The organism is Streptomyces sp. NPDC040410 (assembly GCF_055595715.1).
In genome coordinates this window covers 132583-146213 of sequence record NZ_JBVIVK010000018.1, presented here as the reverse complement: position 1 = coordinate 146213, position 13631 = coordinate 132583, and the positions used below count along the sequence as shown (strand labels likewise).

The following is a 13631-nucleotide window of genomic DNA, read 5'->3' as shown; positions in this document are numbered from 1 at the left end:
TCCTCGTACTGGACGTACTCGGGCTTTCGGCCGGTGCGGCGAGAGGGCGTGCCGGGCGTCGCGACGGGGCGAACCTTGGCTGACGCGGCACTAGTGCCGGGTCAGCGCAGTCCCGTCGACCTTCGAAGTGCTGCCTGGATGAGCCTGTCCACCAGCTCCGCGTACTCCACCCCGCTCGCCTGCCACATCGCCGGGTACATCGAGATCGGGGTGAAGCCCGGCATCGTGTTGATCTCGTTGATCACGAACTCGCCGTCCTCCGTCAGGAAGAAGTCCGCACGGACCAGTCCCTCGCAGGAGGCGGCGTCGAAGGCCTCCACCGCGAGCTTCTGCACCTGAGCCGTCTCCTCCGGCGTCAGCGGGGCCGGCACGATGCCGGGGGTCGAGTCGATGTACTTCGCCTCGAAGTCGTAGTACGCGTGCGCGTCCGGAGGCGGGATCTCGGCGGGGACGGAGGCGCGCGGGCCGTCCTCGAACTCCAGCACCCCGCACTCGATCTCGCGGCCGCGCAGCGCCGCCTCCACGAGGATCTTCGGGTCGTGCAGCTGTGCCTCGGCGATCGCCTCGTCGAGACCGGAGAGGTCGTCGACCTTGGTGATGCCGATCGACGAGCCCGCGCGCGCGGGCTTCACGAACAGCGGCCAGCCGTGCTCGCCGGCGAAGTCGACGATCCTCTTGCGGGCCGCCGGCTCGTCCTGCTGCCACTCACGAGGCCGGATCACCATGTAGGGGCCCACCTTGAGGCCGAACGAGGTGAACACCCGCTTCATGTACTCCTTGTCCTGGCCGACGGCCGAGGCGAGCACGCCCGAGCCCACGTACGGGACGCCGGAGAGCTCCAGGAGGCCCTGGAGAGTGCCGTCCTCGCCGTACGGGCCGTGCAGCACGGGAAAGACGACGTCGACCTCACCGAGGGCCTTGGGCACCGATCCGGGCTCGCTGTAGACGACTTCGCGGTTTGCGGGGTCGACGGGGAGCACCACGCCGCCCTCGCTCGACTCGGCGAGCTCGGTGACGTTGGGTGTACGGCGGTCGGTGATCGCCATGCGTTCCGGCTCGTCGGCGGTGAGCGCCCACCGGCCGTCCTGGGTGATGCCGATCGGCAGTACGTCGTACTTCGTCCGGTCGACGGCCCGCAGTACGGCGCCGGCGGTGACCACGGAGATCCCGTGTTCGGAGCTGCGTCCGCCGAACACGACGGCCACACGCGGCTTGCGGGACGGCTGCTCAGGGCTCTGGGGGAGGTTCTCGGTGCTCATATCGCGATGAGAGTACCCGGTGGTAGTGCCCTGAGACAGCGTGGGCGCCCGCGAGTGAGCGGCCCCGCCCCCGGCGAGGGAGCCGGAAGAAGGAGCCTGTCGCTCAGCGTCGTTCGGGCTTCGCGCTGCGCGACATCAGCTCCTTGAGGGCGACCACCGGCGGCTTGCCCTCGTGCACGATGCCGACGACCGTCTCGGTGATGGGCATGTCGACGCCGTGCCTGCGTGCCAGATCCAGCACGGACTCACAGGACTTGACGCCCTCGGCGGTCTGCTTGGTGACCGCGATGGTCTCCTCCAGGGTCATGCCCTTGCCGAGGTTGGTGCCGAAGGTGTGGTTGCGGGACAGCGGCGAGGAGCAGGTCGCCACCAGGTCGCCCAGGCCCGCGAGGCCGGAGAAGGTGAGTGCTTCGGCGCCCATGACGAGACCGAGCCGGGTGGTCTCCGCGAGACCCCGGGTGATGAGCGAGCCCTTGGCATTGTCGCCCAGGCCCATGCCGTCCGCGATACCGACGGCGAGACCGATGACGTTCTTGACCGCGCCGCCCAGTTCGCAGCCCACGACGTCCGTGTTGGTGTACGGGCGGAAGTACGGCGTGTGGCAGGCCGACTGAAGGCGCTGGGCGACGGTCTCGTCGGTGCAGGCGACCACGGCGGCGGCCGGCATCCGGGCGGCGATCTCACGCGCGAGGTTGGGCCCGGTGACGACGGCGACGCGGTCCCGGCCGACCTTGGCGACGTCCTCGATCACTTCGCTCATCCGCATGGCGGAGCCGAGTTCGACCCCCTTCATCAGCGAGACGAGAACCGTGTCCGGCGCGAGCAGCGGGGTCCATTCGGCGAGGTTCCGGCGCAGTGTCTGCGAGGGGATCGCGAGGACGGTGAAGTCGGCGTCGCGCGCGGCTTCGGCGGCGTCCGCCGTCGCCCGCAGGTTCTCCGGGAGTTCCACGCCGGGAAGGTAGTCCGGGTTCGTACGCGTGGAGTTGACCGCTTCCGCTAGTTCGGGGCGACGCCCCCACAGCGTCACCTCGCAGCCCGCGTCGGCGAGGACCATGCCGAAGGCGGTGCCCCAGGATCCGGTGCCGAAGACCGCCGCCCTGACCGGCTTGCTCACTTGCTCCGCCCCTCTTCCTGCTCGGCCCTCGGCTCCGACTGTGCCCGGGTCTTGCGCCGCTGCTCGATCCGCTCCCGGCGCGGGTCGTACGCCGTCCTGGGTGCCTGCTCGCCGCGGATCTCCTCCAGCTGGCGGGTGATGGCGGCCATGATGACCTCGGTCGCCTCCTTCAGGACATCCGGAGTCATCTCCTGGTCGTAGAACCGCCCGAGGTCCACCGGCGGCCCGGCGAGCACACGGTGGGTCTTGCGCGGAAGGAGGCTGGGCCTCTTGGCGTACGGCGGCAACAGCTCGTTGGCGCCCCATTGGGCGACCGGGATCACCGGACACTTGGTCTGCAGTGCGACGCGCGCGGCACCGGTCTTGCCGGTCATGGGCCAGCCGTTCGGGTCGCGGGTGAGGGTGCCCTCGGGGTAGAAGGCGACGCACTCACCACGCTCCACGGCGTCGATCGCGGCCCGGAAGGCGCTGAGCGCGTCCGTGCTCTCGCGGTAGACGGGGATCTGCCCGGTACCGCGCATCGCGGCACCGACGAATCCCTTCTTGAATAGGCCGCTCTTCGCCAGGAATCGCGGAACGCGGCCGGTGTTGTACTGATAGTGCGCGTACGCGAAGGGATCGACGTGCGAATTGTGGTTCACCGCGGTGATAAATCCGCCCTCGGCCGGAATGTTCTCCATTCCTCGCCAGTCCCGCTTGATCAGAATCACCAGCGGTGGTTTGCAGAGGACCGCTGCGAAGCGGTACCAGAACCCGATTCTGCGGCGGGGCACGCGGACACCTTCCTCTAGGGCCTGGGGGGCCGCACAAGTGTCGCCCCAGGCCGCCGGTCTGTCGAGAACACCGTACGCCCCGGCCGCGCCGCCCCCTGATGGGCCGGGCGACAATGGCCGCGACAGGAGAGGGACGGAACACTCGTGCAGTGGACCCTGGTGATACCCCTGAAATCGCTGGCGCGGGCCAAGAGCAGGCTCGCGGACACCGCCGCGGAAGGAGTGCGCCCGGGCCTCGCCCTCGCCTTCGCGCAGGACACCGTGGCGGCCGCGCTGGCCTGCCCCGCGGTGCGGGATGTGGCGGTAGTCACGGACGACGCGCTGGCCGGACGGGAGCTGGCCGCGCTCGGCGCCCGGATCGTCCCCGACGAGCCCCGGGGCGGCCTGAACGCGGCTCTGGCGCACGCGGCAGCGGTCGTACGGGTCTTGCGCCCCGAAGCCGCCGTGGCGGCCCTGAACGCCGATCTTCCGGCGCTGCGCCCCCTGGAATTGGCCCAGGTGCTGGACACGGCGGCGGAATTCCCGCGCGCTTTTCTCCCGGATGCGGCCGCAATCGGAACCACGCTGCTGGCCGCCGCTCCGGGACGGGAATTGCTCCCCTCGTTCGGCCCGGATTCCCGGGCCCGCCACAGCGCGTCCGGCGCCATGGAAATCGGCCTGGCCGCTGTGGATTCCGTCCGCCGGGACGTGGACACGGGCGAGGACCTGCGGGCCGCGCTGGCGCTGGGGGTCGGCCCGCACACGGCCGCCGCCGCGGCGCGCCTGCTGGGGCCTGCCGGACGCATCGGGTCGGAGAACAGTGACGGCACTTGATCAGCCCCCTTGGGCTGATACGCCGGGCGGGCCCCCGTCCCGGAGCAGTAGGCTGCCGCCATGCAGGCCACCGCATACACGTACGACGCCGAAACGCGCAGCGGCAGTGTGCTGCTCGACGACGGCACCCCGGTCCCGTTCGACACCGCCGCGTTCGACGCGGGCGGACTGAGGCTGTTGCGCCCGGGACAGCGGGTACGGATCGAGGTGGAGGGCCCCGAGGACAGCCCCCGGATCGTCCTCGTGACACTGCAGACGCTGTGAACAACGCCCGCGGGGCTCTGCACGCCCCATAAGCCCCTTGAACCCCGTAGACACGCCGCGGGCCGGGCTCCCCAGGGAGTCCGGCCCGGCGCGTGAGTGCCCCTGTGCCCTTACTTCTTGCGGGCGGTGGCCTTCTTGGCGGTGGTGGTCTTGCGCGCGGGCGACTTCTTGGCGGGGGCCTTCTTGGCCGTCGCCTTCTTCGCCGGGGCCTTCTTGGCCGTCGCCTTCTTGGCGGTGGTCTTCTTCGCGGCGGTGGTCTTGGCGGCCGCCGTGGTCTTCTTGGCGGGGGCCTTCTTCGCCGTGGTCTTCTTCGCGGCGGCCGTCGTCTTCTTCGCGGGCGCCTTCTTCGCCGTGACCTTCTTCGCCGCGGCCGTTGCCTTCTTGGCGGTGGTCTTCTTGGCCGCGGCCTTCTTGACCGTGGCGGCGGCACCACCGGTGAGGCTGCCCTTGGGCGCCTTCTTGACGGCGACCTCGCCACCGCGCGGGAGCTTCTTCGAGCCGCTGACCAGGTCCTTGAAGCCCTGGCCCGCGCGGAAGCGCGGCACGGAGGTCTTCTTGACCCGAACCCGCTCGCCCGTCTGGGGGTTGCGGGCGTAACGGGCGGGGCGGTCGACCTTCTCGAACGAGCCGAAGCCGGTGACCGAGACCCGGTCCCCGGCGACGGTCGCGCGGACGATGGCGTCCAGGACCGCGTCGACAGCGTCGGCGGCCTGCTGGCGGCCGCCCACCTTGTCGGCAATCGCTTCTACGAGCTGCGCCTTGTTCACGTCTTCCCCTTCGGAGACATCGCCAGAACGAAAGTGTTCAAGCTTTTTCGCACGTTAGGCAGATATATACCGCAAATCAAACACGAAACGGGCTAATCACCCGTGCGCCGCAACCGACTCGGTTGTTCCGGACTTGTTCAGCGTTCCTCTTCGGGGAATCGCCCCTGGTCGAGGTCCGCCGTGAACCGCTCCAGACGCCTTGTCGCATCGGCGAGATCGTGCTTGGCCGCGGCCGTAATGACCAGCAGCTTCCGGGTCAGCGCCATCCGTACGCCCTCCGGGACTTGCAGTGCGCGCACTCTTGCGTGCGCTTCCTTCAGTCGGTCCGCGACTGCCGCATAGAGCTCGAGTTGGCCGTCGTGTCCCATGCACAGATTGTGCCATCTGGGGCGAGTTGTCGCCTGCGCAGGGTGCAACTGCCGCCCCGAACAGCCTCGTCGGCCCCTGCGGAAGTCACGGCTACAGGACTCGCGTACCCCGACAACATCCCCTCTAACGTGGGGAGTTGGGGACGGCCCCGGCCCCGCACGGGGCCGTTCGGGTGCAGACACAGCTGTACCCCCGATCGGGCTGATCGGGGGTACAGAGGGCGATGTCGCGTGGCCGAAACTCGACCCGTCGCGACCCCTGAGGGATCAGAGCTGGAGGGTGCGCGGCTTGTAGGAGGGCCGCTTTGCTTCGTACGTGGAGATGTCGGCCTCGTTCTGGAGGGTGATGGAGATGTCGTCCAGCCCGTTCAGCAGCCGCCAGCGGGAGTTCTCGTCCAGCTCGAACGAGGCGGTCACACCCTCGGCGCGCACCTCGCGCCTCTCCAGGTCGACCGTGATCTCGGCCTGCGGGTCCCGCTCCGTGAGCTCCCACAGCGCGTCCACGATCTTCTGCTCCAGAACCACCGTGAGCAGGCCGTTCTTGAGCGAGTTGCCGCGGAAGATGTCGGCGAAGCGGGAGGAGATCACGGCCTTGAAGCCGTAGTTCTGCAGCGCCCAGACGGCGTGCTCGCGGGAGGAGCCGGTGCCGAAGTCGGGGCCGGCGACCAGGACGGTCGCACCCTGCCGCTCGGGCCGGTTGAGGACGAAGGTCTCGTCCTTGCGCCAGGCCTCGAACAGCCCGTCCTCGAACCCGTCCCGCGTCACCTTCTTGAGCCAGTGAGCAGGGATGATCTGGTCGGTGTCGACGTTGCTGCGGCGCAGCGGGACGGCCCGGCCGGTGTGCGTGGTGAATGCTTCCATGACTCTCAGCGACTCTCAGACTGCGGCGGGCACGGGGACGTCGGACAGGTCGGCGGGCGAGGCCAGGTGGCCCAGTACGGCGGTCGCGGCGGCGACCTGCGGCGACACCAGGTGCGTGCGGCCGCCCTTGCCCTGCCTGCCCTCGAAGTTGCGGTTGGAGGTGGACGCGGAGCGCTCACCGGGGGCCAGCTGGTCCGGGTTCATGCCCAGACACATCGAGCAGCCCGCGTGCCGCCATTCGGCGCCGGCCTCCTTGAAGACGACGTCCAGACCCTCGGAGACGGCCTGCAGACCGACCCGCGCGGAGCCGGGAACGACCAGCATCCGTACGCCGTCGGCGACTTTGCGGTCCTTGACGATCGCGGCGGCGGCGCGCAGGTCCTCGATACGGCCGTTGGTGCACGAGCCTACGAAGACGGTGTCCACCTTGATGGACCGCAGCGGCTGTCCGGCATCCAACCCCATGTATTCCAGGGCCTTTTCGGCGGCCAGGCGCTCCGAAGCGTCTTCGTACGAAGCAGGGTCGGGGACCGCGGACGAAAGCGGCGCGCCCTGGCCGGGGTTGGTGCCCCAGGTGACGAACGGCGACAGTTCACCGGCGTTGATGACGACCTCGGCGTCGAACTCTGCGTCCTCGTCCGTCTTCAGCGTCTTCCAGTACGCGACGGCGGCGTCCCAGTCCTCGCCCTCGGGGGCGTGCGGGCGGCCCTTGAGGTACTCGAAGGTCGTCTCGTCGGGGGCGATCATGCCCGCCCGGGCGCCGGCCTCGATCGACATGTTGCAGATGGTCATCCGGGCCTCCATCGAGAGCTTCTCGATGGCGGAGCCGCGGTACTCCAGGATGTAGCCCTGGCCGCCGCCCGTGCCGATCCTGGCGATGATCGCCAGGATCAGGTCCTTGGCCGTGACGCCCTCGGGCAGCTCGCCCTCGACGGTGATGGCCATGGTCTTGGGGCGGGCCAGCGGCAGCGTCTGGGTGGCCAGCACGTGCTCGACCTGGGAGGTGCCGATGCCGAACGCGAGCGCGCCGAACGCGCCGTGCGTGGAGGTGTGCGAGTCACCGCAGACGACCGTCGTACCGGGCTGGGTCAGACCCAGCTGCGGGCCGACGACGTGCACGACGCCCTGCTCGACGTCGCCCAGCGGGTGCAGGCGCACACCGAAGTCGGCACAGTTCTTGCGCAGCGTCTCCAGCTGGGCGCGCGAGACCGGGTCCGCGATCGGCTTGTCGATGTCGAGGGTCGGGGTGTTGTGGTCCTCGGTGGCGATGGTGAGGTCGAGGCGGCGCACCGGCCGGCCGTTCTGACGCAGACCGTCGAAGGCCTGCGGGCTGGTCACCTCGTGCAGCAGGTGCAGATCGATGAAGAGGAGGTCGGGCTCGCCCTCGGCGCGCCGGACGACATGGTCGTCCCAGACCTTCTCCGCGAGTGTCCTACCCATCGCTTTCCCTCCGGCCGGCAAGCGTCCACCGGCCCAACTAGATCTTGAGGAATCGGCTGCCCGCGCCCCGTGCCCGGGCGTCCGCCGCCGGGCCCGTTGGTCCGCGGGCCGCTGTGCCTTCGTGTCTTCCAGAGTGGCGCGTTCCACGGAAAATTGAACTTGCGTTTCACAGAGTGAGACGCAAGTATCGTTTCATGGACAACAGTAGCGGCGTCGGCGTTCTGGACAAGGCAGCCCTTGTCCTGAGCGCCCTGGAGTCCGGTCCGGCCACCCTCGCGGGTCTGGTCGCAGCCACCGGACTGGCACGACCCACGGCCCACCGGCTGGCCGTGGCTCTGGAACACCACCGCATGGTGGCACGTGACATGCAGGGCCGATTCATCCTCGGCCCCCGTCTGGCCGAGCTGGCCGCGGCCGCCGGCGAGGACCGTCTCCTCGCCACGGCGGGCCCGGTGCTCACCCACCTCCGTGACGTCACGGGCGAGAGCGCACAGCTCTACCGCCGCCAGGGCGACATGCGCATCTGCGTCGCCGCGGCGGAACGTCTCTCCGGCCTGCGGGACACGGTCCCGGTCGGCTCGACGCTCACGATGAAGGCGGGCTCCTCGGCCCAGATCCTGATGGCCTGGGAGGAGCCGGAGCGCCTGCACCGGGGCCTGCAGGGCGCCCGCTTCACGGCGACGGCCCTGTCGGGCGTACGGCGCCGGGGCTGGGCCCAGTCCATCGGCGAGCGCGAGCCGGGCGTCGCGTCCGTCTCCGCGCCCGTACGAGGCCCTTCCAACCGCGTGGTGGCCGCCGTGTCCGTCTCCGGCCCCATCGAGCGCCTGACGCGCCACCCGGGCCGTATGCACGCCCAGGCGGTCATCGACGCCGCCGCCCGCCTGTCCGAGGCCCTGCGCCGCTCGGGCTGACCTGCCGGGAACGTCTTCGGGGAGGACCGGCCCCGACGCCGCGGCCGGCCCTCCCCGTCCCCCGCTCCCCCGTCATCCGGCTTCTTCGGCCGCCTTCGCCGACCGGTACGCGAACCGGTCCTTCGCATAGCGGCCCCGCTTCTCGACCGGCACCTGGCCGTGCGCCGCCGCGAGGCCGAAGGCCGGCATGTCGGCGTAGACCGACTCGTAGGACCCCTCGGGGACGACGTAGGCCTCGTGCCAGATCCCCACATGCCCCCGCGCCTTCCCCGCCCGCTCCTTGCGGTTGACGATCCCCCACACCTCGTGGTGGAACATGTCGGGCGAGGTCGCGTACGCGTAGAGCTTCTCCTTGGACTCCCAGTACTGGACGACGTAGTACGTCCGCGGCGAAGCCGTCAGCAGTACGCGCCCCAGCAGCCCCCGGTCGCCGTCCCGCGCGAGCTCCCCCAGCATGCGGAACATCGCCAGCATGACCGGCAGGCACTGGTGCACGGCCCAGAAGTGGTTGACGCGCATGCCGATCAGCAGGACCACCACATCACCTTCGGCGGCCGCGGTGGTGCGGCCCGATACCGGCTTCGCGAACACGGCTGCCCCCTGGCACTCGGATCGGATAGCGGCACTATCCTTCTGAGCGGTGCTTGGATAGTGGCACTTCCCAAGGAGAGGCGCAAGACATGCGGTTGGCGGAGCTGAGCGAGCGCAGCGGGGTGTCCACCGCGACGATCAAGTACTACCTGCGCGAAGGGCTGTTGACGCCCGGCCGTCAGATCAACGCGACCACGGCCGAGTACCACGAGAGCCATCTGCGCCGGCTGCGCCTGGTCCGCGCGATGATCCAGGTCGGCCGGATCCCGGTGGCGACGGTCCGGGAGGTGCTGGGGCACGTCGACGACGATTCCCTGGGCCGCACGATCCGCCTGGGCGCGGCCCTGTGGGCGCTGCCGCCGGTTCCCGAGCCGGACGCGGAGGACGAGTTCGCGCAGGCCGCTCACCGTGAGGCCGAGCAACTCCTCCAGACGCTGGGCTGGTCGAACGCCCAGGCTCTGATCACCATCTCCCCCGCCTTCCGCTCACTGGTGGTGGCGGCGGCCACGCTCCGGCGGCTCGGCTACGACTGGGACCCTGAACTGATCGTGTCGTACGGGCGGTTGATGCACCAGGCGGCCGTCCTCGACCTGGACTTCGTGGAGAGCCGTCCGTCGGAGGCGGAGATGGTCGAGACGGCGGTCGCGGGCGCGATTTTCGTGGAGCCGGTGCTGCAGGCACTGCACCGGCTGGCCCAGGAGGAGGAGTCCGCGCGGAGGTACGGCTTCGAGTAGCCGCGGGCCGGGAACACCGAAGGGCCCCCACCGAAGTGGAGGCCCGTCGATCTGTGTACCCCCGACCGGATTCGAACCGGCGCTACCGCCTTGAGAGGGCGGCGTGCTAGGCCGCTACACAACGGGGGCGAGGATCTTGCGTTGCCGCAGATCCGAGCTGGTCTACCTGGACTCGAACCAAGACTAACTGAACCAGAATCAGTCGTGCTGCCAATTACACCATAGACCAATGTGGTTTAGACCAGTTTGTACCCCCGACCGGATTCGAACCGGCGCTACCGCCTTGAGAGGGCGGCGTGCTAGGCCGCTACACAACGGGGGCCCTAGCGATCCCGAGAAGATCGGAACCAGTACCCCCGACCGGATTCGAACCGGCGCTACTGCCTTGAGAGGGCAGCGTGCTAGGCCGCTACACAACGGGGGCGGGTGCAGATGAGCTCTGCGAGCTGGCCTACCTGGACTCGAACCAAGACTAACTGAACCAGAATCAGTCGTGCTGCCAATTACACCATAGGCCACTGGAACGCAAGCCCCTGAGGGGTTCTTGTTCTAGCTTGCGCCTCCGGTTCCGGCCTTCCGGCCCGCTCCCCGGCGGCGCAGAAGGAACATTACCCGAAGGTGGACGGGGCTCCAAAACGGGTATCCGAGCCGAGGAGCGCGGGGAGTTCGGCGAGGGAGGCGATCCGGCGCGGGCCGGCGGGTGCGCCGGCCCCGGCGTACACACCGTCCCGGTCGATCCACACCGCCAGCAGTCCGGCGTCGGCTGCGCCCCGCCCGTCGATCTCCGGGTGGTCGCCGACGTACGCCACTTGGTGCGGGGCCAGCTCCAAGGCGTCGCAGGCGGCGTGGAAGGCCGCGGCCTCCGGCTTGGAGATGCCGAGTTCCGCGGCGCACAGGATGGCCTCGAAGCGGTCGTGCACGCCGAGCACGCGCAGTTTGCGGTCCTGGACGTGCAGGCTGGAGTTGGACAGCACGGCATGGCGGTGGCTGGCCGCGAGGGCGTCCAGGACGGGCAGGACGTCCGGGAAGAGGGCCCAGGCGGCCTCGTAGTGACGCATGTAACGGCCGAACCAGGCATCGGCCTCGCCGTCGGTCAGCTCCTCCCCCAGGAACACCCGTACGCGATCTCTGCGCTGACCTTCGAAGGTGATCTCCCCGGCGGAGAAGCGCGCCCACTGCTGGTCGGTGATCTCCCGCCAGTGCACGATGGCCCGCTCCGCGGTGCCGTATCCGTCCAGCAGACCTTCGGCCGCGAGGTGCTCCCGCATGCCGACGCGGTCTGCCGAGGTGTAGTCGAAGAGGGTGTCGTCCACGTCCCAGACCACGGCGAGGATGCTCATGATCCGACCGTAACGCGGGGACCGGCGGCACGTCCGGCGGAACGACGAAGGTGCGGCGCCCTGGGCCGGGTGCCGCACCTCACGCAGAAACGGGTTATGCCGCCAGCTTCGCCAGGGCCGCGTCGATGCGGGCCAGCGTCTTCTCCTTGCCCAGGACCTCCAGGGACTCGAAGAGCGGGAGGCCGACCGTGCGGCCGGTGACGGCGACGCGGACGGGGGCCTGGGCCTTGCCGAGCTTGAGGCCGTGCGCCTCACCGGCCGCCAGGACGGCCTCCTTCAGGGACTCGGCAGAGGTCCAGTCGGCCGGTTCGAGCTTCTCGCGGGCCGTGCGCAGGAGCGCGTCCGAGCCCTCCTTCATCGCCTTCGTCCAGGAGGCCTCGTCGAAGACCGGCTCAGACAGGAACAGGAAGTCGACGTTGTCCGTGATCTCCGAGAGGACCTTCAGGCGGGTCTGCGCGTGCGGCGCGATCGCCTGCCACTTGGCCTCGTCGAAGTCCTCCTGCGCCCACGGGGCGAACGGGGCCTGCAGCCACGGCCGGCAGCGCTCCGTGAAGTCCTTCATGTCCAGCAGGCGGATGTGGTCGCCGTTGATCGCCTCGCACTTCTTCAGGTCGAAGCGCGCCGGGTTGGGGTTCACGTCCGCGATGTCGAAGGCCGCGACCATCTCGGCCATCGTGAAGATGTCCTGGTCGGCGGAGAGCGACCAGCCGAGCAGGGAGAGGTAGTTGAGCAGGCCCTCGGGCAGGAAGCCGCGCTCGCGGTAGAGGTTGAGCGACGACTGCGGGTCGCGCTTCGACAGCTTCTTGTTGCCCTCGCCCATCACGTACGGCAGGTGGCCGAAGGCGGGGATCCGCCGGGCGATGCCCAGCTCGGTCAGCGCCTTGTAGAGGGCGATCTGGCGCGGGGTGGAGGAGAGCAGGTCCTCGCCGCGCAGGACGTGGGTGATCTCCATCAGCGCGTCGTCGACCGGGTTCACGAGCGTGTAGAGGGGCGCCCCGTTGGCTCGTACGATCCCGTAGTCCGGGACGTTCTCCGGCGTGAACGTCAGCTCGCCGCGGACCAGGTCCGTGAAGGTGATCGGCTCGTCGGGCATGCGGAAGCGGACGATCGGGGTGCGGCCCTGGGCCTTGAACTCCTCCACCTGCCCGGCGCTCAGGTCACGGCAGTGGCCGTCGTAGCCGGAGGGCTTCCCGGCGGCGCGGGCGGCCTCGCGGCGGGTGTCCAGCTCCTCCTGCGAGCAGTAGCAGCGGTAGGCGTGGCCGGCGGTGAGGAGCTTCTCGGCGACGTCGTTGTAGAGGTCCATGCGCTGCGACTGGCGGTACGGCGCGTGGGGGCCGCCCACCTCGGGGCCCTCGTCCCAGTCGAAGCCGAGCCAGCGCATCGAGTCCAGGAGCTGCCCGTAGGACTCCTCGGAGTCGCGGGCCGCGTCGGTGTCCTCGATGCGGAAGACCAGGGTTCCCTGGTGGTGCCGGGCGAACGCCCAGTTGAACAGGGCGGTGCGCACCAGGCCCACATGGGGGTTGCCGGTGGGCGACGGACAGAAACGGACGCGAACGGGGGAGGCGAGTGCGCTAGCCACGCTTGACAACCTTGTTGGTGAGAGTGCCGATGCCTTCGATGGTGACGGCGACCTCGTCGCCGACCTGGAGCGGGCCGACCCCTGCCGGGGTGCCCGTGAGGATGACGTCTCCGGGGAGCAGCGTCATGGCCTCGGTGATGTCGACGATCAGATCCTCGACGGAGTGGATCATCTCGCTGGTGCGGCCGAGCTGGCGCTGTCCGCCGTTGACCGTGAGCTGGACGGTGAGGTCGGAGGGGTCCAGGTCCGTCTCCACCCAGGGGCCGAGCGGGCAGGAGGTGTCGAAGCCCTTGGCCCGCGCCCACTGCTTCTCGCGCTTCTGGACGTCGCGGGCGGTGATGTCGTTGGCGCAGGTGTAGCCCAGGATCACGTCCTTGACGCGCTCGCGCGGAACCTCGCGGCACATGCGCCCGATGACGACGGCCAGTTCGGCCTCGTGGTGCAGTTCCTCGGAGAAGGAGGGGTACTGGATCTCGTCGCCGGGGCCGATCACCGAGGTGGACGGCTTGAAGAAGGCGAACGGGGCGTCGGGCACCTCGTTGCCGAGTTCCCGGGCGTGCTCGGCGTAGTTGCGGCCGAAGGCCACGACCTTGTTGGGGAGCACCGGCGGCAGCAGCCTGACCTTGCTGAGCGGCACCCTGGTGCCGGAGAGCTCGAAGTCCGCGAACGGGATGCCCTTGATGATGTCGAGGACGAGCTCGTCCGGCCTGTCGCCCTCTACGGCGCCGAAGGCGACGTTCCCGTCGATGGAGAATCTGGCGATGCGCACGGGATCCTTGCGCCCCTCACTGAGTCACTGAGCTGCTGGAGTCTGAGG

At 69.6% G+C, this 13631-nt stretch carries 15 protein-coding genes and 5 tRNA genes; 4 read left to right on the top strand and 16 right to left on the bottom strand.

Annotation, left to right across the window (positions count from 1 at the left end; all coding sequences use genetic code 11):
• Positions 1 to 101 precede the first annotated feature (101 nt).
• From ACZ562_RS30005 to ACZ562_RS29995, 3 genes are all read right to left on the bottom strand, one after another.
• A complete protein-coding gene (locus ACZ562_RS30005) occupies positions 102 to 1259 on the bottom strand; it encodes a D-alanine--D-alanine ligase family protein (RefSeq protein WP_471185399.1) in 1158 nt (385 codons plus the stop codon).
• Positions 1260 to 1362: 103 nt separating this feature from the next.
• A complete protein-coding gene (locus tag ACZ562_RS30000) occupies positions 1363 to 2373 on the bottom strand; it encodes an NAD(P)H-dependent glycerol-3-phosphate dehydrogenase (protein ID WP_471185396.1) in 1011 nt (336 codons plus the stop codon).
• The gene (locus tag ACZ562_RS29995) at positions 2370 to 3146 is read right to left on the bottom strand and encodes a lysophospholipid acyltransferase family protein (RefSeq protein WP_471185394.1); all 777 of its coding nucleotides are present in this window, start codon (positions 3144 to 3146) and stop codon (positions 2370 to 2372) included. Before ACZ562_RS29995 ends, ACZ562_RS30000 begins: the two co-directional genes overlap by 4 nt.
• A 144-nt stretch (positions 3147 to 3290) precedes the next feature.
• Here ACZ562_RS29995 and cofC point away from each other — a divergent pair, with 144 nt between their 5' ends.
• Positions 3291 to 3959, top strand: a complete 669-nt coding sequence (gene cofC, locus ACZ562_RS29990) for a 2-phospho-L-lactate guanylyltransferase (protein ID WP_471185391.1) — start codon at positions 3291 to 3293, stop codon at positions 3957 to 3959.
• A 60-nt stretch (positions 3960 to 4019) separates the two neighbouring features.
• Positions 4020 to 4223 (top strand): hypothetical protein, encoded by a 204-nt coding sequence (locus ACZ562_RS29985; RefSeq protein WP_471185388.1) that lies wholly within the window; start codon positions 4020 to 4022, stop codon positions 4221 to 4223.
• 110 nt (positions 4224 to 4333) lie between these two features.
• On the opposite strand, the gene ACZ562_RS29980 is transcribed toward ACZ562_RS29985, so the two are convergent.
• From ACZ562_RS29980 to leuC, 4 genes are all read right to left on the bottom strand, one after another.
• Positions 4334 to 4990 carry an HU family DNA-binding protein gene (locus ACZ562_RS29980; protein WP_471185386.1) on the bottom strand — a complete coding sequence of 219 codons (657 nt, stop codon included), beginning with the start codon at positions 4988 to 4990 and terminating at the stop codon, positions 4334 to 4336.
• A 137-nt stretch (positions 4991 to 5127) separates the two neighbouring features.
• On the bottom strand, positions 5128 to 5358 hold the full coding sequence (locus ACZ562_RS29975) for an SCO5555 family protein (protein WP_471185384.1): 231 nt from the start codon (positions 5356 to 5358) through the stop codon (positions 5128 to 5130).
• Between the two features lie 267 nt (positions 5359 to 5625).
• Positions 5626 to 6219: a 3-isopropylmalate dehydratase small subunit gene (gene leuD / locus ACZ562_RS29970; RefSeq protein WP_471185382.1), complete on the bottom strand. Its 594-nt coding sequence runs from the start codon at positions 6217 to 6219 to the stop codon at positions 5626 to 5628.
• A 15-nt stretch (positions 6220 to 6234) separates the two neighbouring features.
• Positions 6235 to 7659 (bottom strand): 3-isopropylmalate dehydratase large subunit, encoded by a 1425-nt coding sequence (gene leuC, locus ACZ562_RS29965; protein WP_471185380.1) that lies wholly within the window; start codon positions 7657 to 7659, stop codon positions 6235 to 6237.
• A gap of 194 nt (positions 7660 to 7853) precedes the next feature.
• Here leuC and ndgR point away from each other — a divergent pair, with 194 nt between their 5' ends.
• Positions 7854 to 8570, top strand: coding sequence for an IclR family transcriptional regulator NdgR (ndgR, locus tag ACZ562_RS29960; RefSeq protein ID WP_026278050.1), 717 nt, complete (start codon positions 7854 to 7856; stop codon positions 8568 to 8570).
• Between the two features lie 72 nt (positions 8571 to 8642).
• Here ndgR and ACZ562_RS29955 read toward each other — a convergent pair whose 3' ends face one another.
• Positions 8643 to 9161: a DUF4188 domain-containing protein gene (locus ACZ562_RS29955; RefSeq protein ID WP_471185376.1), complete on the bottom strand. Its 519-nt coding sequence runs from the start codon at positions 9159 to 9161 to the stop codon at positions 8643 to 8645.
• Positions 9162 to 9250: 89 nt separating this feature from the next.
• On the opposite strand from ACZ562_RS29955, the gene ACZ562_RS29950 reads away from it, so the two are divergent.
• Complete coding sequence (locus tag ACZ562_RS29950; RefSeq protein ID WP_471185374.1) at positions 9251 to 9895, top strand: MerR family transcriptional regulator; 645 nt, start codon at positions 9251 to 9253, stop codon at positions 9893 to 9895.
• Between the two features lie 56 nt (positions 9896 to 9951).
• Here the strand turns inward: ACZ562_RS29950 and ACZ562_RS29945 are convergent.
• The 8 genes from ACZ562_RS29945 to ACZ562_RS29910 form a co-directional block, all read right to left on the bottom strand.
• A tRNA-Glu gene (locus tag ACZ562_RS29945) sits at positions 9952 to 10024 on the bottom strand.
• A 28-nt stretch (positions 10025 to 10052) separates the two neighbouring features.
• Positions 10053 to 10124: transfer RNA gene (locus ACZ562_RS29940), tRNA-Gln, on the bottom strand.
• 20 nt (positions 10125 to 10144) lie between these two features.
• A tRNA-Glu gene (locus ACZ562_RS29935) sits at positions 10145 to 10217 on the bottom strand.
• A 29-nt stretch (positions 10218 to 10246) separates the two neighbouring features.
• Positions 10247 to 10319 (bottom strand) — tRNA-Glu (locus tag ACZ562_RS29930).
• A gap of 22 nt (positions 10320 to 10341) precedes the next feature.
• Positions 10342 to 10413, bottom strand: a tRNA-Gln gene (locus ACZ562_RS29925).
• Between the two features lie 90 nt (positions 10414 to 10503).
• Complete coding sequence (locus ACZ562_RS29920) at positions 10504 to 11235, bottom strand: HAD family hydrolase (RefSeq protein WP_471185371.1); 732 nt, start codon at positions 11233 to 11235, stop codon at positions 10504 to 10506.
• Positions 11236 to 11329: 94 nt separating this feature from the next.
• Complete coding sequence (gene gltX / locus ACZ562_RS29915) at positions 11330 to 12814, bottom strand: glutamate--tRNA ligase (RefSeq protein ID WP_471185368.1); 1485 nt, start codon at positions 12812 to 12814, stop codon at positions 11330 to 11332.
• Positions 12807 to 13583, bottom strand: coding sequence for a fumarylacetoacetate hydrolase family protein (locus ACZ562_RS29910; RefSeq protein ID WP_471185365.1), 777 nt, complete (start codon positions 13581 to 13583; stop codon positions 12807 to 12809). Before ACZ562_RS29910 ends, gltX begins: the two co-directional genes overlap by 8 nt.
• Between the last annotated feature and the right edge of the window lie 48 nt (positions 13584 to 13631).